Here is a 19,051-nt window from a genome sequence, read left to right as displayed (position 1 = left end):
GCTGCGGGGATTCTTAAGACCATAATTTAAGTCTTAAAGGCGCTGACAAAGCACCCCTACCGATTCCGCTTAGATCGAGTCCAAGCATTATCGCTACTTTTCTACCAATGTTCCCACAACCATTGCAATCTGCATTAATCAACCAACCTTGAGCTGTTCTGTACAAACCACGCTTAACTCGTTTGCCAGTTGGAAGCCACCCTTCGGGTTTTTCGCCGAATGTAGGTAGCGAATCATTATCAACAAACGACGCTTTGGATGAATAAGATTCTTCCGTTTCCACAAATTTCAATCCGTACTGCTCACAAAGTTGAGCAATTCTATCTTTTAATCGGCCCGTAGGGATTTGCACAAACTTTTGATTAGTTGTGTTTCCCATATTGGCAGATTTTTTTTGTCCCTTATTCCAGCCGAATACAATCGTTCCTATCCGATTTTTTAAGCTGTGGTTTATTACCTTCCTTGCTGCCTTGTTGACGGCATCTCGCATTTGGCGGTTACGTTTCTCTGTTAAGCAGGCAAGTCTTTTAGACCAGAATTCATTAGCTTTTCCCTTCATCAGAAATGCCACCCGTTTGTTGTATCCCTGATTGAGCGATTTTAAATGCCTGCCATCAACAATAAAACTTGTACCGACATTGCTCACGCAAGTTAGCCAGTTATCTACGCCGTGGTCAATCATTAAGCACTTAGTCGGGTCTATATCTGCCTGTATTTGGTTTACTTTGTAGACCAATTCTAGGTAGAAACAGCCGTTACGAGGAAGAATGCGATACTCTCGAATCGACTTAAAATCAAGATTAGAGGGTATCGGTAAAAAGAACGCATCTAAGCCGAACCACGCTTTAACCTTGCTTCCAAGGGGGAATCTCAACATTCCATCTTTGAGTTTTACCGACCTACCTGTAAATGTCACAAGTGCCCTTCCGCCTTGACGATATTTTGGTAGTTTCGGGCGTTCCGTAATTACCCCACTTTTAAAAGCTCTTAGTAATCCCATAAATGACTTAAAAGACTCTGCTACGCCCGTCAATATTTGTTGGGCAGTATCAGAGTAGAACGCTTGATAGTGTCGGTTCCGATTTTCAGTCCCCAAAACTTTGTGCAACTGAGCACGGCTTGGGATTTTACCAGTTTTAAAGTATAGCTGGCGGCCATAGTAAGTTCCGCAATTAGAAAGCTTGGCAGCTTCGGAACACAGGTATTCAAGAATAGCTTGAACATCTGAATCAGCCCGAATTACATTTTGTTGACAGCCAAACATGAGTAGTCCTCCTTGTTGTAATATAATACAGCAAAACACCGGAAAAGAGCGTGAACAAACGTTGAGATTTTTTAGAGGCAGGAATCTAAATTGGCACTCGTTGAAGATCGCTGCAAATCTGTAGATAGAACTAAAACTGATGTATTTATAGTCAATCAGGAGCCTCAAGGTTAAGGAAAAGCCGTCCTGAAAGGACGGGGCTTCAGCCCTCCGCTACGCTCCGCCCAGTTTTTTGGTGAACTCTTCGAGCATTTCTTCACAAAAATCAGCGGCTTGTATCTGCAAAAAATGCGATCGAGCTATTAAACATAAAACCCAGAATCCCGCCTTCTCCAAGAAAGCGGGATTCTAAATTCAGAAAAGTTTTACGAGGTTTTTTTTGTCGCTACCAGACTCAGTAAATTAAATGTTTTTAGTCTCTTAAAGAGGGACGATAGTTTTTGTAGCGACACGTTTCAACCTGTCGGGGACTCAACCAAAACGGCCACTCACATAATCTAAAGTAGACTCTTCCTTCGGAGTTTGGAAAATTACCTCAGTCTTGTCACACTCCACAAGATAGCCAAACCGCTTCCCATCGTCAGAAAGTTTAGCATTGAAAAAAGCTGTGAGGTCAGAAACCCGAGAAGCCTGCTGCATATTGTGAGTAACGATCACAATCGTATACTTCTCCTTGAGTTCCCGCATCAACTCCTCAATCTTAATCGTAGAAATCGGGTCAAGAGAAGCGCAAGGTTCATCCATTAACACTACATCAGGATTAATCGCGATCGCCCTAGCAATACACAAACGCTGCTGCTGGCCACCCGAAAGAGAAAAACCGCTTTGCTTCAACTTATCCTTCACCTCATCCCACAAATAAGCTTGGCTGAGCGATTTTTCCACCAGCTCATCCATATCCCCCTTATAATTGTTCACCCTCGCACCGTAAGCAATATTGTCATAAATCGACTTCGGGAAAGGATTCGGCTTTTGAAACACCATCCCAATCTTGCGGCGCACCTCCACAGCATCAATATCAGGATCGTAAAGATTTTGACCCTTGTAATCAATTCTACCCTCTAAACGAAAACCGTTAACTAAATCGTTGAGGCGGTTAAAACATCGCAGAATTGTACTTTTACCGCAGCCAGACGGCCCAATCAAGGCAGTAATGCGATTTTTAGGAATTTCCATTGAAACATTTTTAACCGCGTGAAAAGCGCCGTAAAAAATATTGATATTCTCTGTCCGCAAAACTGTTTCCGTTTGCTTGTCTAAATCCATCATCATACAGGTAACAATCCTCTCAAATTTTACTCAAAACCTGGGTTACATTCGGCCTTCACCATAAGTGCATGAATGCCTTTTTAAAACTCACCCTTTAATACACTTTTTTGTGAGTAGCCCAGCGAGAAAGAATACTCGTCAGCAAAACCATAAACACCAAAATCAAAGATGCAGCCCAAGCCAATTCTTTCTGTGCCTTAAAAGGAACCGTTGCAAAGTTGTACACCAAAACCGAAAGACTCGGAGTTGGCTTATCAAATCCTGCCGGCCAAAAAGGCGAATTCAGCGCCGTGAAAATCAAAGGAGCAGTTTCTCCAGCAGCGCGAGCAATTGCCAGCGTCACACCCGTTAAAATAGCCGGAATTGCCGCAGGCAAAACCACCTGCAACACCGTTTGATAATTAGAAGCACCCACACCAACCGACGCCCATCTAATATCTTGCGGGACGATTTGTAGAGCTTCGTCAGTAGTCCGCACAATCGTCGGCAACATCAGCACGGCCAGCGCCGCGCCCCCTGCAATTGCCGAAAAACCTCCCATATTTACCACGAACAAACCGTAGGCAAATACCCCTGCAATAATCGAAGGAACGCCACTGAGGACATTAGTAGCAAAGCGTACCCAGCGAGCTACTTGGCCGCTGCTGAATTCCGACAAATAAACGGCGGCCAATACGCCAAAAGGAACAGCAATTAAAGAAGCAATTCCCACCGTCATCAATGTACCGAGAATTGCATTAGCAATACCGCCTCCCGATAGTCCGGGCGGCGGTGGCAGCTTGGTAAACAAGTCTAAATTCAGGCGATTGAAACCTTGTACGGTGACATAGGAAAGAACTGCAAACAAAGGCAGCAGAGTGATGGCCAGACTAGCTCCAGCCAGTACAGTCATCCCCAGACTAAACAGCGCTTGCGGGCTGTTTTTAACCTTCTTTAAACTGCCTGTTTTCGATACCAAAGGATTCTCATCGGAGACGCTATTTGACATAAACTAAAAATATGTAGGAAATGGCGGCAAACTTCTAGTTGTACTTCGCTCTTACTTGAGAAACAATCCACTCTGCCAAAATATTAACAATCAGTGTCATAATAAACAGAATTAGCCCAGTGTACATCAGAGCTGCTACTTGCAACCCGGAGGCTTCCGCAAACTGATTTGCCATCAGAGAAGCAATAGTATTTGCCGGAGCTAGCACAGAAAGACTTAACTGATTGGAATTGCCAATTAACAGAGTCGCAGCCATTGTTTCTCCCATCGCGCGACCGAGCCCAAGCATAATTCCGCCGACAATGCCGGAAAAAGCCGCCGGTACGAGTACCCTAAAAATCGTTGTCCACCGAGTAGCCCCTAAACCTAGAGATGCTTGTCGCAAATCGGGCGGGAGACTTGCCAAAGAGTCGCGGGAGATAGCAGTAATAATGGGCAAAGTCATGATTCCCAAAATTACTCCTGCTGGTAACATTCCCGGCCCAACTGGCGAGGTGCTAAAAATCGGCAGCCATCCGAAAGTGCCGTTGAGAAACTTGCCGAGAGTGGTAATCAGGGGAATCAATACAGCAATTCCCCACAAACCGTAGACTACGCTGGGAATGGCAGCTAAAAGTTCTACTAAAAAAACCAAAGCTGTGCGGACTGGCAGCGGCAAAAAATCTTCACTCAAGAAGATGGCAGTCCCTACTCCTAATGGTACAGCAATTAGGAGCGCGATCGCCGAACTGACGATCGTCCCGTAAATCATCGGCAGTGCACCGTACTCTTCTTTAACCGGATTCCAGCTACTGCCAAATAGAAATCCCAAACCGTACTCTTGAATCGCCGGTAAAGCCCGATAAGCAACGGTGAGCGCGATTACCAGCAAAATTACACCAACTCCTATTCCCAAAATCCGCGTCAGCCAGATAAAGCCTTGATCTAAGGATTTTTCTGCCCCAGAGCGCGATCGGCTCTGTGATGGAGCGCTGTTATTATCTGAAATCATAGAAAAAAAAACCAAATATATAGTAGCGGAAAATAGCCTGTTTCGGAAAAAGCTAGAAGGAAGCAGAAAGAAAGACGATAAATAAAGTCAAAGAGGGGCGGGTTTATTAATCCCCTGAGTTTTCAACAAATATTGCTGGTAAAACCCGCCCCTTGTATTTTCAAAGAGGTAGATGGCGATTTACCGTTGGGTGGGGCGGGTTTATCAGATTATTGATTTTAGGCAATTATTGTCGGTGAACCCGCCCCTACAGAAATATCTCTCTTCCTTTTTTCCCTCTGCCAACTGTCAACTAACAACTGCCAACTGTCAACTGCCCACTGACTTCTCTTACTATTTGGCAACCTCAATCTTGTAGTCTGGGCTGATGCCGTCAGCGGCCGCGGCTACTTTTTCTTTAACGTTTTGGGGCAGAGGAACGTAGCCCAATTCGGAACTAACTTTTTGACCTTCATTCAAGCCGTATTCAACCATTGCCTCGATGGTTTTGGCTTTGTTGGGGTCAGTAACTGTTTTGGGGACTAGCATCCAAGTGTAGGTGACAATTGGATAGGATTGAGCGCCTTCGGGGTCTTCGATAAATGCTCGCAGGTTTTCCGGCAGCGGCACAGTCGCTAAAGCTTGAGAAGCTGACTCGTCGTTAGGTACTACAAATGTGCCTGCTTTGTTTTCCAAAGATGCAAATTTGAGATTGTTGTTTTTGGCGTAGCCGTATTCTACGTAGCCGATGCTGCCGACGGTTTGCAGGAGTTGGGCTGTGACGCCTTCGTTGCCTTTTGCGCCTACGCCTACGGGCCACTGTACTGTTTTGCCGTCGCCTACTGCACTTTTCCAGTCGGGGCTGATGGCACTCAGGTGTTTGGTGAAGACGGCGGTGGTACCGCTACCGTCGGAACGGTGGACGATGGTGATGGCTTGGTCTGGCAATTTAGCGCCCGGGTTTGCCGCTGCAATTTTGGGATCGTTCCAGTTGGTAATTTTACCGGCGAAGATATCTGTGTAAACGTCTCTCGGCAGTTTCAGTGGTTCGGTTAAGTCTGGCAGGTTGTAGCCCAGGACGATGCTGCCGGCTGTCATGGGCAGCAGTATCACGCCTTTGTCTGCTGGAACTTTGGCGATTTCGTCGTCTTTCATGCCGGTGTCGCTGGCCCCAAAGTCTACTGTGCCTTTGGTAAATTGTTCGACTCCGGCCCCGCTGCCTACTGATTGATAGTTAATTTGTACTTTGGGGTTGATTTTGTTGAAGTCTTGAAACCAACGCTGGTACAGGGGGGCGGGGAATGAGGCGCCGGCTGCGGTGATGGCTACGTCTGAGGCTAGGGCGAGTTTGGTGTTTTCCGCTGTGCCCGTGGCTGCAACGGGGGATGCGCCGGGGGATGCTGCGGTGTCGCCGCCGGGGCTGGGGCTGGTGCTCGTGTTTGGGCTGTCACTGCGGCAAGCTGCTACACTGAGGGCGATCGCCATTACGGTAATTGCTGTAGTCAGACGCTTTGGATTAATCAAGTTGAGACGAAAAAGCATAGGTATAAAAAATCTGCGATCGTTATATGGGTGTCCCGCATCAGCATAGCGCGCAAAAGTAAAGGTTAGGTTAAGAATCTTTACACTTAATGGCAATTTAATATTAATTAATATTATTAATGTTATATATGAGCTTGACAAGTGTCAACATATAAGGTATATGGCAGAAACCGAGCTACGGAAACAAGCAGTCGATCGCCCGTTAGCGAAGCCCTCGAAGAGGATCGCGAAAAATTCCCTATTAAATTATCACAAGATCGAGGCTTGAGAATCAGAAAACAATACAATGGTGGTTATTTTGATAGTAGTGCTATTATTAAGAATTTAAAAGCTGCGGGCATTGAAGCTTGCATCTGACAAATACATTCTGAGGAATGCCGTTTGATGATATAGCAACCGCCCTGACGGTTAGGACGTTCTTAATTGCACAAACATAAACGGTCGATTGCAACTTCGGTCTTCCTTCTTTCTTCTGCTATAATGCCTGCTCCTATTGAATTAATCTGGGCTGTTATTGGTTTGCTCCTGACGATAGGAGGCACTTTTTTGCCTGCATCTGTCACAATTCCGATTGGGTTGTGGGACGATCGAGGACTTCAAGCGTACTCTTTAGGTGTTACCTATCAAATTGGAGCCGTTTTGCTAGTAGGCTGCATGGGGGGGAAAAATGCTGCGGCTCTCTCGCAAATTGCCTATTTGGCATTAGGATTAACTTTGTGGCCAGTTTTTTCTCAAGGCGGCGGCATCGGCTATCTCAAAGAAGCGAGTTTTGGGTATTTGCTGGGTTTTGTGCCTGGTGCTTGGGTGTGCGGCTGGGTGGCTTTTAAGGTGGCTTCGCGGCTGGAATCTATGGCTTTTAGCTGTTTGTGCGGTTTGTTCACTGTTCACGCGATCGGCTTAATTTATCTAATTTTTACTTACTTGCTGCCTCCGGCAAAAACAACACCTTTATTCGATGAGATTCTTAAATATTCGGTTTATCCTCTGCCGGGACAATTGGCGGTAGTTTGTGCGATCGCAGTGCTGTCATTTACTTTGCGCCGCTTGATGTTTTATTAATTGCGAAGGAAGAAGGAAGGAGGAAGAAGGAAGAAGGAAGGAGGAAGAAGGAAGGAGGAAGAAGGAAGGAGGAAGAGGTAACTGGTAATGGTGCAAAATAAGGTTATACTATACATTGCCAAACGGGAGAGTCATCTCGCTGCGGCTGGGATTGCTTTGCTCCACTGCATTCTGCTCGCAATGACAAGTGAGATTGGAGTAAATTCTCTCAGGCCCGATGCCCCATTTTCTATTGCTTAATTCATGCGTTTTAAAAGAAATCCCTTGTTCTGGGTTGCTGCTGTTATCAGTTTAGTTTTAGACCACCTGGCTAAGTTTTGGGTGGTGCAAAATTTTGAATTGACGGTTCCTCCACAAACGCAGCCACTGTTACCTGGGGTGTTTCACTTCACTTATGTTGTTAATACCGGTGCGGCTTTTAGTCTGTTCAGCAATGGCGGGGCGATTTGGTTGCGCTGGCTGTCTTTGGGCGTTAGTGTCGGATTGATGGTACTAGCTTGGTTCGGGCCGCGAATTAACCGCTGGGAACAAGCTGGCTACGGTTTGATTTTGGGGGGAGCACTGGGCAATGGGATCGATCGATTTGTTTCGGGCCATGTTGTAGATTTTATCGATTTTCGGATAATTCGGTTCCCCGTATTTAATCTGGCGGATGTGTTTATTAATGCTGGGATTATCTGTTTGCTGATTGCAACTTTTCACAGTCCACCGCCGCCGAGAAGGCAAGACGATGGCGATTCTATTTCAGAGTAAATTTGAAGAAGCAATAAGGAAGTTCGCCAACCGATTCGCTTTTTTCGGATGTAACGGATGTAACAGCTAACTAACTGTAGGGTGCGTCAGGGGGGAGATTCTTAGTTTGTGGTCGCCAAATTCAACCCTGACGCACCCTACAATGACTTTGGAAATGGCTTAAAATGAGATAAGAACAGACCTATTGTTAAAACTAAATTTGCCCGTGAATCCTAATCCATTTGCTCAAGAACGCTTACTATTTGCCCCAGCAACCCCCGATGCTGATGCTATCCCGACTATTTTTGCTTTTCCCAACGAGTACACGGTGGGTATTACCAGTCTCGGCTATCAGATAGTGTGGGCAACTTTGGCTGTGCGATCGGATATTGAAGTGGGCCGTTTATTTACTGATATCCGCGAACAGCTTCCCCGACATCCAGAATTACTGGGATTTTCGCTTTCTTGGGAACTAGACTATGTAAATATTCTAAATTTATTGGAATCTCTCGAAATTCCGATTTGGGCGTCAAAACGAACTGATAATCATCCGATAGTATTCGGGGGCGGCCCGGTTTTTACTGCGAATCCAGAACCTTTTGCCGATTTTTTTGATGTGATTTTGCTGGGAGATGGCGAACATCTCATTGACAATTTTATTGATGCTTATAAAGAAGTCCGTACCGCCGACAGACAAACTAAATTGCGGCATTTAGCCCAAGTTCCGGGAGTTTACGTCCCCAGTTTGTACGAAGTAACTTATCTGGATGCGGCTGAGGGGATTAAATCGATTCAGCCTGTCGATTCGGGAATTCCCAATATGGTTGAAAAACAAACTTATCGTGGCAATACTTTATCTGCTTCCACTGTGGTGACAGAAAAAGCGGCTTGGGAAAATATTTACATGGTGGAAGTGGTTCGGAGTTGTCCAGAAATGTGCCGTTTTTGTTTGGCAAGTTATCTGACTTTGCCGTTTAGAACTGCGAGTTTGGAGGGTTCGCTAATTCCAGCGATCGATCGCGGTTTAACTGTGACTAATCGTTTGGGTTTGTTGGGTGCTTCGGTGACTCAGCACCCGGAATTTGAAGCGTTGCTGGATCATTTGAATCATCCGAAATACGACGGCGTGCGGTTGAGTCTTTCTTCGGTAAGGACGAATACGGTGACAGTTAAATTGGCAGAAATATTGACCAACAGAGACAGCAAATCTGTGACAATTGCGGTGGAAAGCGGGAGCGATCGCCTCCGCAAAATCGTTAACAAAAAACTCACAAATGACGAAATTATTCAAGCTGCTATCAATGCTAAAGCGGGGGGGTTAAAGGGAATTAAACTTTACGGAATGGCGGGAATTCCCGGCGAAGAAATGGAGGATTTAGAGGAGACGGTGGAGATGATGCGGGCGATTAGAAAAGCCGCTCCCGGTTTGCGGTTGACCTTGGGATGCAGCACTTTTGTTCCGAAATCTCACACTCCTTTTCAGTGGTTTGGAGTGAATAAAGATGCGGAGAAGAGGCTGAAGTTTTTAGATAAAGAATTGCGGAAGTTAGGTTTAGAATTTAGACCTGAAAGCTATAATTGGTCGGTGATTCAGGGTTTGTTGTCAAAGGGCGATCGGCGGTTGTCTCGGCTGTTGGAATTAGTTCGGCATTACGGCGATACTTTGGGCAGTTATCGGCGGGCTTTTAAGGAGTTGCGGGGACAGTTGCCGGATATGGATTTTTATATTTTTCAAGAGTGGGAATTGGATCAGGTTTTGCCTTGGAGTCATTTAAAAGGGCCGCTACCGGAGGCGACTTTGAAGAAGCATTTGGCTGAGGCGATGAGTCATACAACACGACAGCCAAATCAAGAATGTGAGAATTCACTAAGTCCCGTTTAGTAAAAAGGAGAACTGGAAAAATGACGACGGGTTTAAAAACTCCTAGTAGCTACTATATGGAGATCATCACAACTTTTCCACCGCGTCCAATTACTTGTGAAGCTGAGTTAATCGCTACACAAAATCGGATTGATTCTATTGTGAGTCGGAGCCATCTCACGCAGGACGATCGAGATTACTTAAACGTGTTGGGTACTCTTGTTTATGATTACGAACAAAAACATGAGCCAATGCCAGTCTTGAAAGGTATCGCACTACTGAAAGCATTGATGGTTGAAGACAATATTCAAGAAAAAGATTTGGTTGATATTTTTGAATCCGAGTCTTGGGTATCTGAGATGATGGATGGAAAGCGGGAACTGACGGCGAGTCAAATTCAAAAGTTAGCTAAGTTTTTCCATCTTTCCCCTGTGGCATTTCTTGAGTATAATTAATTGCCAGGATACTGGGATGAGTGACGCACTATAATATAATTATGCCCGAAGTCCAGCCGAGAGAAATTCAGCGTTATACTACGCCAGATAACAAAGTGCCTTTCGATCAGTGGTTTGATTCACTGAGAGATATAAATGCTCAAGCCAAGATTATATCTAGGCTTAACCGAATTGCTGATGGTAATTTAGGAGACTATCGCTCCGTGGGGGAAGGCGTATGCGAACTCAAAATAAATTATGGGCCTGGCTACCGAATCTATTTTGGACAAATAGGAATGACAATTGTGATTCTCATCTGCGGAGGCGATAAAAGCACTCAAGACAGAGATATCCGCCAAGCTAAAGAATACTGGACAGATTATAGGAGTTAAGACAATGCCTAAAAGCCTACCTTATCATCCATTTTTGATTGAATCTCTCAGAAAAAAGCCAGAACTAGCAGCAGCCTATATAACGGCGACATTAGAGGAGGAAGAGCCGGAAGCTGAACTGCTAAAACGAGCTCTCCGCGATGTAGCAGAAGCTCTTGGCCAACCAAAAATGAGTCCTGAAGAATATGAATTGCACTTAAAAAAACTGGATGAATTGCTGTCACAGCAAGGAAGTGATGCGATTTACCATCTGGGAACTTGGCTGAATGCTTTGGGATTGAAACTAACTGTTGCTGTTTGTACTGATACAGAGGATAATACTGCAAATGCTGAAACGCGATCGCAAATAACTGTTTAACTTAATCTAGAAAATGCCCAATTTTAAATACTCATCCTTAATTAATGCCACCGTTGAAGCTGTCTGGAACTTTCACGAAAGGCCGGATATTCTGCAACTTTTGACTCCGCCTTGGCAACCGGTGAAAATTATTCGCCGCGAAGGGGGACTCGATGTGGGTGCTGTATCAGAATTTCGCCTGTTATTGGGGCCGATTCCTGTAAAATGGGTGGCGACTCACACTGAGTGCGAACAATATCGCTTGTTTGTTGATGAACAAACTGAGGGGCCAATGGCAAGTTGGGTTCACCGACACGAGTTTACCTCAGAAAATGGCAAGACTAGATTGACAGATGCGATCCTCTTCGAGGGCTTCGCTAACGCATTTTCGATACCGGGCGGCCCGATTGTCGATTTGCTGTTAGGTTGGTGGGTGGAAATGCGGTTAACAGATATGTTTCGCTACCGCCACGAAGTCACAAAAAGAGAGTGCGAGAAAAATGCAAACAACGGCTGAATATTACTGTGCTTTCTGCGGCGAACCGAGTACAACTTTTGTTGATATCAGCGGCGGTATGGAGCAATCATATATCGAAGATTGTCAGGTTTGCTGTCGCCCGAATGTTCTTTATGTCAGAATAGATGAAGATACCCTGGATATTGAAATAGATACTGACTATCAAGAATAAGGGACTACAAAAATGTAGGAATTGCCTTTGATGCTGACTTGGTAGAATTCATAAATCTTGAAGCTGCTGCTTCTACGAATGCCTGAAAAATTCGAGAGTTAAATGAACAGTTTGGCGACATTTCCGGATGCCATTGAATTGCTATCATCCAAGGGTGAGAGGAGTGCTCCATTGCTTCTACCAAAGTGTCAGGTGCATTGGCTACTATTTGCCAATCGGATGTTACCTTCCGCACTGCTTGATGATGCCAGGAAACAACGGTTGTTGAAGTTTTTCCCATAATTTTGGCTAGCCGACTGGTTGGCTCAATTTCAATGGTATGCTCGATCGCACGCGGGGGAATTCCCGATCCGTGATTAACCTCATCTCCGTAAGCATCCGGTACGTGAATCACCAAACTGCCGCCGCTGGCTACGTTCAAAATTTGCATTCCCCGGCAAATCCCCAACACAGGTATGTCAGCCTTCAAAGCTAGCTTTGCTAAGCTTAATTCAAAATTGTCGCGTTCTGCATTAACCGAGTAAACTGTGCGATCGACATAACCGCCATAAAGTTCTGGGTTGATATCTCCGCCGCCGGAAAAAATCAAACCATCTACTGCATCAAAAATACTAGCGGGATCTAATTGATGGGGCGGCAGTAAAATCGGAATGCCACCAGCCGCCTGAACTGCATCAATATAAGTTCCATTTAAGCGATATTCGCCTGCTGAACAGCGGTTGTATGTTGTGATGCCAACAATAGGAAATTTTTTCATTTGCTAGAGACTGGGAGATAATTATTTACATTAATACTCAGATTTGGCAGTATTTGTAATCAGTGTTTCATGGGCGGGCTACTAGGAGCAACGACCCACAATAAAACTTACTTATGGTTGTGAAACAGGCATCTTGCCTGTTTCTTGTCTGATTACTTGTGATGGATTTCTAGATTAAACTGAAAATTCCCTGCACTGCTGTCTAATTTGTAACAGTTTCAGTATTAATTTCCGGTAGGGGTTTGCGCGTGCACAGATAAGCCAGCGGCCCGAACAGCGGTACTAATGTTACTGCCCAAAATGCTGTAGAGTTCTGCATTCCTCGGCGCGCCATATCGTCTCCTAATAAGGCAGGAAATAGTAGGCAAAGCATACAAAAATCTAAACTCATTACATGGATAAAGCGGCTAGTCTGCCACTGCTGAATAAAATCAGACCAATCGCCGTTTGTCAAGCCAAAGGCAACTAAACCAACCGCAGCTAATGTTAAGAAAATTCCAGTAAAACGGGAGTCTAATATCTTTAAAAAGATATTTTTATGACCGGGAAATTCTGGATTCGGTTCGCGCAGGGCTAAATAAGGCAGCAAGGAAAAAGCGCCGACGCCAAAGGATAAAGTGGCAAATAACCATGCAGGTATTTTCTGGCCCCTGCCGTCAGCAAATAAGACGCAACTGTAGATGAGCGGCCAGACTCCCATGAGGTTGAATAACGCTACAATTAAAGGGTTGATGTCTGCTATTTTGCCTGTGGAAATATTGGTAATTAGTGTGATGGTTTTTTCTGGGCTGTCGGGTGGTGCAAATACAAAGGCGTAGGTGATAAATGCAATCCAAAGCAGCCCAAATCCAATTTTTCTGAACATAGTTAGTTTTTCTTACTTCTGATATTACTATAGCAAGCTTAAAGGGTTTTTCAATAAGACTTTTTTTATTTACCGCAGAGGACGCTCTTGACACAGAGGAAGAGAGGAGAATATCTGAATGTCTTGCTATTTGGTATTGCGGGTTTTGGGCAGATTGCTAAATTTTTGCATAAATTGGCGATCGATCCAATCTTTCCAGTACCACAGCAGCGCCGATTCCCACATCAAAGATCCGCGAGATGCGATCGCCCTTTTATTCCCAGTACCAATTAAGCCTAAGTATTGTTCTTGCGGTACAAAGGGTTTCAGCGGTTTTCCCAATAAAAACTGCTGCAAATTTTCAAACAGCGGTTTGCCCTGACGCACGGCAAACACGCCTGCTTTGGGACGCGGATAATTAACCATCGCAGCGATATCGCCAGCCGCAAATACGTTGGGGTGAGAGACGGATTGCAGGCAATCGTTGACTTGCATAAAGCCGTTTGAGTCGGCTGCTAAACCGGATTCTCTTATCCAATTGGCTGCCGATGCTTGTGTCACCCAAAAAAGGCTCTCGCACTCTAATTCTAAACCTGATTGACAGGAAATTTTGGCATTGGGCATTGGGCATTGGGCATTGGGCATCGGGCATTCTTGATTATCTTCTATGTCAATCGTTTCTGGCTTTTCTATAGCACTAACTTTTTCCATTAAATGCAGTTTAATCCCACGACTAATCAGAATTTCTTTCAGGCGGCGGCGCACCCGTTTGTTATGTCCCGGCATTAATTCAGCACCGCTGTGAAACAAATGAATTTCTGATGATAAATTTTCTAAATTTTCTTCCCTCTTCCTTCTTCCCTCTTCCTTCTTTCCTCTTCCTTCTTCCCTCTTCCTTCTTCCCTCTTCCTTCTTCCCTCTTCCTTCTTCCCTCTTCCTTTTTCCCTCTTCCTTCCCCAATCGAGATTGCATATTTAAGGCTAATTCTACGCCGCCTGCACCGCCGCCTACAATAGCTATACGCAGCGGTTTTTGGGGATGGTTTTGCCTTTCGGAAATTAACTGATTCCAGCTAGCTAAAAACTCCGGTACGGGTTTAGCTGCAATTGCATATTCTGCCGCACCCGGTACAGATAAAGTCGCAGGAGTGCTGCCGATATCCACCGAAAGCACATCAAAATTAAGGGGAGGGTGAGTTTGACAAATAACTAAATTTTTGTTAAGGTCGATCGCGATCGCCCGATCGATTAATATTTGACATCCGGCAAATTCAGCGAGCGATCGCAAATCGATGTGACATTCATCATAATCGTAAAACCCGGCAACGTGTCCCGGCAGCATCCCCGAATAAGGCGCGTGCAGCACATCGCTAATCAGAGTCAAACGCACTCCCGGCAGCGGGTTGATACCGAACATTTTTAATACGATAGCATGACTGTGACCGCCGCCAATTAACACTAAATGTTTCACAATTACAGATGTTCGATCGAGATATTCCAGCACCGATATTGTACAGCACTCGCATTCCTTGGGCAGCACAGTCCGGTAAGGATAGCTGGCAGTGCGTAATTAATGATTTCCCAGGAGTTAGACAGAATGCTGTCACTTACCCTCTGTCTCAGAGATTATACTGAGCTCAGTTGCGATCGCATAACATCACTTCACCCATTTCAGTTAACCGATTCCACATTCAGCGCAAATGGCTGTAGACTGTAGAGCGAGCAAATTTTATCACCAAATTATGCCAGGGTGTGTTTCAATAGCTAACTCACCATTCAAAACTATGACATTACGCATCATTCCGCGCAGTTGGCAGCGATCGATTAAAACTCTTTTCCCGCTTCTGTTTGCCCTCTCATTCATTATAGTATTGCTGGCGAACAACTTCATTCCGGCGATCGCCCAGCAACCCCGCCAGGAAATTCGCGGCGTTTGGATGACGACAAACGACAAAGACATCCTCAGAGATCGTCGCAAACTAGGAGATGCTGTCAGCAAACTAAAACGGTTAAATTTCAACACAATCTATCCCGTTGTCTGGAATTCGGGCTATGCAATGTATCCCAGCGATGTAGCGCAGCAAAAAGACATTCAACCCTTTATTTACAGAGGGTTAGAGGGACAGGATATGATCGGAGATTTAATCGCTCAAGCTCACCGCCAAGGCCTGCTAGTAATTCCTTGGTTTGAGTTTGGTTTCATGGCTCCTCCCACCTCAGAATTAGCCTTAAATCATCCCGATTGGCTGACACAAAAACAGGACGGCAGCCAAACATCAATCGGTGCAGGTGGCGAAGTAGTTTGGCTCAATCCCTTTCATCCAGAAGTGCAGCAATTCATTACCCAACTCGTACTAGAAATCACCACTAAATATAACGCCGACGGTATTCAATTTGACGATCACATGAGTTTGCCGTCGGAATTTGGATACGATGAGTACACAGTTGCTTTGTATACCAAAGAAACAAAAAAAGCTCCGCCCAAAGATTTTCAAAACCCAGCATGGGTGCAATGGCGAGCCAATAAAATTACCGCTTTTATGTCGCAGCTAAATCAAGCCGTCAAAGCAGTCAAACCCAATGCAATTTTCTCAATTTCTCCCAATTACTACGAGTTTGCTTACAAACATCACCTACAAGATTGGCTGACTTGGGTGCGTTTGGATATTGCCGACGAGCTAATCGTGCAAGTCTACCGTTCCAATCTAGAATCATTTGTAGACAAGCTTAACCGTCCAGAAATGCAAGAAGCGCAGCAAAAAATTCCCACCGGAGTTGGGATTATGACAGGTTTGAGAAATAACCCAGTACCGATTCAGCAAATTAAATCTCAGGTGCAAGCAGTCCAAGAATACGGCTTAGGCGCCGCTTTCTTCTACTACGAAAGCTTGTGGGAATATGCACCAGAACCTCTAGCAGTTCGACTTTCTCAATTTAGCGGTTTCTTCCCGTCTTCTGCATTCCGAACAGCGCTACAAATACCCAGACGCGCGGCGACTTTCCCTCCGCCTGCGCCACCAAAACCAGACCCCAAAGCTAAGCCAGAGCAACCTACCAAAAACAGCCCACCTTCGCCATCACCAACCACGTAAAAGAATTAAAGAGTCATCAGTCATTGTAATTTTGTAGGGTGTGCCATTAGTCCGACAGTCCGACAGGGGTTTAAACCCCTGTCTCATAGCTGAAGTCGTCTAAAGACGACTGTAGCAATTCTATCAAAGCTGTTTTTGTAGAGAGTTAGCGCCGAATATATGTGTAACTCTAATTTTCCAAATTGAGATTACTATTTCAGTCGGTTTTAACCGACTTATGCTATTAGACAGGGACTTGAGTCCCTGGCGGCCCGTGGCAGAATGAAACAGCTATACTGGGGGCTAGGCGATACCGAGTTATGTTCCTATAAAATATCCGTATTACCAACAACTACCATCAATAAAAATGCCAACTAACCAAAAACTTTTACTTCCAAAAATGGGCTGCGGCACTTGGGCTTGGGGCAACAGATTGCTCTGGGGCTACAATGAAAGTATGGACGAGGAATTGCAAGCCGTTTTCAATCTTTGTGTTAGTAACAGCGTCACTTTATTCGATACCGGCGACTCTTACGGAACTGGGAAATTAAATGGACGCAGCGAGCAGCTTTTGGGGCAGTTTTCTCAACAATATCAAGGTGCAAATAAAGACAGTATTTGTATTGCGACAAAACTAGCTGCTTATCCTTGGAGACTGACGCGACAATCAATGATATCGGCTTGCAAAGCCTCGGCTGCGCGCCTCGGAAAAAATGTAGATTTGGTGCAAATGCACTGGTCTACAGCTAATTACGCTCCTTGGCAAGAGGGGGCTCTTTTAGATGGTTTGGCTGACCTTTACGAGCAAGGATTAGTTAAGGGAGTGGGCTTGTCTAATTACGGGCCGAAACGGCTGAAATGGGTGCATCAAAGATTTAGCGATCGCCAAATTCCTATTGTTACTTTACAAGTGCAATATTCGCTACTTTCTACCTATCCAGTGACAGAACTCGGATTGAAAGATGTTTGCGATGAATTGGGGATAAAATTGATTGCTTACAGTCCTCTAGCCTTGGGATTGCTGACGGGTAAATATTCTGAAAATGGATCTCTTCCTAAAGGTATTCGAGGTTTGGCGTGCAAGCAGCTACTTCCGGGAATGCGATCGCTTTTGGAATGTTTGCGAGAAATAGCGGCATTCAGAAACAAGACTGTTTCCCAGGTAGCAATTAACTGGTGCATCTGCAAAGAAACTATTCCGATTCCGGGGGCGAAATCTGCGGCACAGGCGAGGGATAATATTGGTGCTTTGGGCTGGGAGTTAGACTCCGGGGAGATTGCAGAATTGGATAAGGCGGCGGCGAGTGTAGATAAAAAAATGGTGCAGAATATTTTTCAAACTCGGTAAAAAGACTCTCGCGTGGGGTGGGGGCGGGTTTATTTAAGCTGTCTGCATTCTTTAAATCTTTTGGTGAACCCGCCCCTACAGTTTTTTGACTGCGGGTGCAAGAGATCGGGTTAAATAGATATGATTGCTGTAGGGGCGGGTTTTACAAACTATCATTGCCTAAAATCAATAATCTCATAAACCCGCCCCCACCGGATGACACAATCTTTCATTGATTCACACAAAAATTTTCCACGCAGCGCACAAACATTTCTACACCCATCCCCAGCGCAGTTTCATCAAAATCAAAACGCGGGTGATGGTGCGGGTAAGCCAAGTTTTTCTCTGGATTTGCTGAACCCAAAAAGAAATAGCAACCGGGAACTTCTTGCAAAAAGAACGACATATCCTCGCCGCCCATTGTTTGACATTCTGGAACGATTCCCGCAGGAGTTTCTACAACTGATTCTGCCACGTCGCGCACCAATTCAGCTATTCTCGAATCATTAATAACTGGCGGATAAAGCGCACAATAATCTAATTGGTAATTGGCCCCATGACTCTGACAAATTCCGGCAATTACTTGCTCGATCCGCTGTGCAAAATAACCTTGATATGCTGGATTGAAATAGCGCACCGTGCCAGCGATTTGAGCAGTATCGGCAATCACATTGTGGGTGTGGCCTGCGTGGAATTTGCCGACAGTTACTACCGCTGAGTCGATCGGGTCAATGTTCCGCGCGACAATTGCCTGCAAAGCGCTGACAATTTGGGCTGTAACTACGATCGAGTCCACAGTCTGATGTGGCATTGCGCCGTGTCCACCTTTCCCAAAAATCGTGCAGTCAAAAACTTCCACAGCCGCCATCAAAGCGCCGCTGCGGACGCCTACAGTGCCCAAAGGTAGATTGTTCCACAAATGCAAGCCGACGATCGCATCAACATCAGGATTCTTCAAAACACCCGCTTCAATCATCGGTTTTGCGCCTCCTGGCCCTTCTTCGGCGGGCTGAAATATAAATTTTACTTTACCCGAAAAGCTGTGTTTGTGCTTTGCGAGATAACAGACAGTACCGAGGGCGATCGCAGTGTGGCCGTCGTGACCGCAAGCGTGCATAATTCCATCATGCTGCGATCGATAATCCACCTCATTTTCTTCTTGAATAGGCAAAGCATCCATATCCGCCCGAATTGCCAAAACCCGCCCCGGTTTGCCACTGTCTATAGTGGCGACAATACCAGTTTTAGCAATATTAGTTTCATGCTCAATTCCCCATTCCTGCAACTTTTGCGAGACAAACTGCGCCGTTAAATTTTCATCAAAACTCAACTCCGGTCTTTGATGCAAAAGGCGACGCCATTCGACTAGCTGAGGCTGCAAATTTCTAATTTCCAGCCGCAACTGAGATAAATCGACAGAGGTGAAATTCGGTAAAGTAGAAACCATTTTTTATTCTCCTTATAGCAATTCTGAATGAATAATTTGTGAAACTCTCTCTTCTCTTTCTCTGTGCTC

General features: G+C 45.2%; 20 protein-coding genes. 11 read left to right on the top strand and 9 right to left on the bottom strand.

What is annotated here, in order from left to right; translation table 11 throughout:
* Positions 1 to 13: 13 nt before the first annotated feature.
* The 5 genes from QUA00_RS19550 to pstS all read right to left on the bottom strand — a co-directional run bounded on the left by QUA00_RS19550 (position 14) and on the right by pstS (position 6,033).
* Positions 14 to 1,264: a transposase gene (locus QUA00_RS19550; RefSeq protein WP_333139493.1), complete on the bottom strand. Its 1,251-nt coding sequence runs from the start codon at positions 1,262 to 1,264 to the stop codon at positions 14 to 16.
* Between the two features lie 471 nt (positions 1,265 to 1,735).
* Positions 1,736 to 2,536: a phosphate ABC transporter ATP-binding protein PstB gene (gene pstB / locus QUA00_RS19545; protein WP_333139491.1), complete on the bottom strand. Its 801-nt coding sequence runs from the start codon at positions 2,534 to 2,536 to the stop codon at positions 1,736 to 1,738.
* Between the two features lie 91 nt (positions 2,537 to 2,627).
* Positions 2,628 to 3,521: a phosphate ABC transporter permease PstA gene (gene pstA, locus QUA00_RS19540; protein WP_333139489.1), complete on the bottom strand. Its 894-nt coding sequence runs from the start codon at positions 3,519 to 3,521 to the stop codon at positions 2,628 to 2,630.
* 34 nt (positions 3,522 to 3,555) lie between these two features.
* Positions 3,556 to 4,512, bottom strand: coding sequence for a phosphate ABC transporter permease subunit PstC (pstC, locus tag QUA00_RS19535; protein ID WP_333410851.1), 957 nt, complete (start codon positions 4,510 to 4,512; stop codon positions 3,556 to 3,558).
* Between the two features lie 333 nt (positions 4,513 to 4,845).
* Positions 4,846 to 6,033 (bottom strand): phosphate ABC transporter substrate-binding protein PstS, encoded by a 1,188-nt coding sequence (pstS, locus tag QUA00_RS19530; RefSeq protein ID WP_333139621.1) that lies wholly within the window; start codon positions 6,031 to 6,033, stop codon positions 4,846 to 4,848.
* 141 nt (positions 6,034 to 6,174) lie between these two features.
* Here pstS and QUA00_RS19525 point away from each other — a divergent pair, with 141 nt between their 5' ends.
* The 9 genes from QUA00_RS19525 to QUA00_RS19485 all read left to right on the top strand — a co-directional run bounded on the left by QUA00_RS19525 (position 6,175) and on the right by QUA00_RS19485 (position 11,537).
* On the top strand, positions 6,175 to 6,390 hold the full coding sequence (locus QUA00_RS19525) for a hypothetical protein (RefSeq protein ID WP_333410850.1): 216 nt from the start codon (positions 6,175 to 6,177) through the stop codon (positions 6,388 to 6,390).
* A gap of 123 nt (positions 6,391 to 6,513) precedes the next feature.
* On the top strand, positions 6,514 to 7,092 hold the full coding sequence (locus tag QUA00_RS19520) for a biotin transporter BioY (RefSeq protein WP_333139483.1): 579 nt from the start codon (positions 6,514 to 6,516) through the stop codon (positions 7,090 to 7,092).
* A 243-nt stretch (positions 7,093 to 7,335) separates the two neighbouring features.
* A complete protein-coding gene (gene lspA, locus QUA00_RS19515; protein ID WP_333410849.1) occupies positions 7,336 to 7,845 on the top strand; it encodes a signal peptidase II in 510 nt (169 codons plus the stop codon).
* Positions 7,846 to 8,050: 205 nt separating this feature from the next.
* Positions 8,051 to 9,706 (top strand): radical SAM protein, encoded by a 1,656-nt coding sequence (locus QUA00_RS19510; RefSeq protein ID WP_333410848.1) that lies wholly within the window; start codon positions 8,051 to 8,053, stop codon positions 9,704 to 9,706.
* A gap of 20 nt (positions 9,707 to 9,726) precedes the next feature.
* Positions 9,727 to 10,140: a transcriptional regulator gene (locus QUA00_RS19505; RefSeq protein WP_333410847.1), complete on the top strand. Its 414-nt coding sequence runs from the start codon at positions 9,727 to 9,729 to the stop codon at positions 10,138 to 10,140.
* Positions 10,141 to 10,181: 41 nt separating this feature from the next.
* Entirely contained in the window at positions 10,182 to 10,511 is a 330-nt protein-coding gene (locus tag QUA00_RS19500; RefSeq protein WP_333410846.1) for a type II toxin-antitoxin system RelE/ParE family toxin, read from the top strand.
* Between the two features lie 4 nt (positions 10,512 to 10,515).
* Positions 10,516 to 10,869, top strand: coding sequence for a transcriptional regulator (locus QUA00_RS19495; RefSeq protein ID WP_333410845.1), 354 nt, complete (start codon positions 10,516 to 10,518; stop codon positions 10,867 to 10,869).
* A 13-nt stretch (positions 10,870 to 10,882) separates the two neighbouring features.
* Positions 10,883 to 11,365, top strand: coding sequence for an SRPBCC family protein (locus QUA00_RS19490; protein WP_333410844.1), 483 nt, complete (start codon positions 10,883 to 10,885; stop codon positions 11,363 to 11,365).
* A complete protein-coding gene (locus QUA00_RS19485; protein ID WP_006635525.1) occupies positions 11,349 to 11,537 on the top strand; it encodes a CPXCG motif-containing cysteine-rich protein in 189 nt (62 codons plus the stop codon). The genes QUA00_RS19490 and QUA00_RS19485 overlap by 17 nt, the downstream gene beginning before the upstream one ends.
* 4 nt (positions 11,538 to 11,541) lie before the next feature.
* Here QUA00_RS19485 and QUA00_RS19480 read toward each other — a convergent pair whose 3' ends face one another.
* The 3 genes from QUA00_RS19480 to QUA00_RS19470 form a co-directional block, all read right to left on the bottom strand.
* Positions 11,542 to 12,294, bottom strand: coding sequence for a gamma-glutamyl-gamma-aminobutyrate hydrolase family protein (locus QUA00_RS19480; RefSeq protein WP_333410843.1), 753 nt, complete (start codon positions 12,292 to 12,294; stop codon positions 11,542 to 11,544).
* A 202-nt stretch (positions 12,295 to 12,496) separates the two neighbouring features.
* Positions 12,497 to 13,159, bottom strand: a complete 663-nt coding sequence (locus QUA00_RS19475) for a DUF2834 domain-containing protein (RefSeq protein ID WP_333139469.1) — start codon at positions 13,157 to 13,159, stop codon at positions 12,497 to 12,499.
* 126 nt (positions 13,160 to 13,285) lie between these two features.
* Positions 13,286 to 14,554, bottom strand: a complete 1,269-nt coding sequence (locus tag QUA00_RS19470) for an FAD-dependent oxidoreductase (RefSeq protein ID WP_445305753.1) — start codon at positions 14,552 to 14,554, stop codon at positions 13,286 to 13,288.
* Between the two features lie 283 nt (positions 14,555 to 14,837).
* Between QUA00_RS19470 and QUA00_RS19465 the strand changes: the two genes are divergently transcribed.
* Both QUA00_RS19465 and QUA00_RS19460 read left to right on the top strand, forming a co-directional pair.
* Positions 14,838 to 16,229, top strand: a complete 1,392-nt coding sequence (locus QUA00_RS19465; protein WP_333410841.1) for a glycoside hydrolase family 10 protein — start codon at positions 14,838 to 14,840, stop codon at positions 16,227 to 16,229.
* Positions 16,230 to 16,575: 346 nt separating this feature from the next.
* Positions 16,576 to 17,556 carry an aldo/keto reductase gene (locus QUA00_RS19460; protein WP_333410840.1) on the top strand — a complete coding sequence of 327 codons (981 nt, stop codon included), beginning with the start codon at positions 16,576 to 16,578 and terminating at the stop codon, positions 17,554 to 17,556.
* Positions 17,557 to 17,764: 208 nt separating this feature from the next.
* Here QUA00_RS19460 and QUA00_RS19455 read toward each other — a convergent pair whose 3' ends face one another.
* Complete coding sequence (locus QUA00_RS19455) at positions 17,765 to 18,982, bottom strand: M20 family metallopeptidase (protein WP_333204539.1); 1,218 nt, start codon at positions 18,980 to 18,982, stop codon at positions 17,765 to 17,767.
* Positions 18,983 to 19,051 lie beyond the last annotated feature (69 nt).

It is taken from the genome of Microcoleus sp. T2B6 (genome assembly GCF_036700475.1).
In the GTDB taxonomy this organism is placed as follows: Bacteria; Cyanobacteriota; Cyanobacteriia; order Cyanobacteriales; family Microcoleaceae; genus Microcoleus.
This window is presented reverse-complemented; position numbering and strand designations above follow the sequence as displayed.